We start from the raw sequence: 271 nt of genomic DNA on the forward strand, positions 1-271 counted from the left end.
GAGCGTGCTAAACGCCGTGCCCGATTGGGTGAGCGGCACCGCTCGCAGCAATTCCGCCGAGCGCCCCGCGAGCCAGGCCACATTGCCCAGGCGCGACTCCACGTCTTCGCCCTCGGGCAGCGGATGCACGCCGTCCCAGAAGCGATCCACGATCCCCGTGAGCACCGAAAAGCCTTGCGTGAGGCCCGGCACGCCTTCCTGGATTGCGAGCGCCTCGGTAAGCCATACCGCGAGGCGCAGATCCTTCGTTTGCGCGGCGAGCAACGCCGTG

The 271-nt window shown here is 68.3% G+C and carries 1 protein-coding gene; it reads right to left on the reverse strand.

All coding sequences use genetic code 11. From position 1 onward, the window contains the following. Window positions 1-271: ImpA family type VI secretion system protein (locus SB816_RS31765; protein ID WP_410548215.1), on the reverse strand; the 271-nt coding region annotated here is incomplete at both ends.

It is taken from the genome of Achromobacter sp. SIMBA_011 (assembly GCF_046535435.1).
In the GTDB taxonomy this organism is placed as follows: Bacteria; Pseudomonadota; Gammaproteobacteria; order Burkholderiales; family Burkholderiaceae_B; genus Achromobacter; species Achromobacter dolens.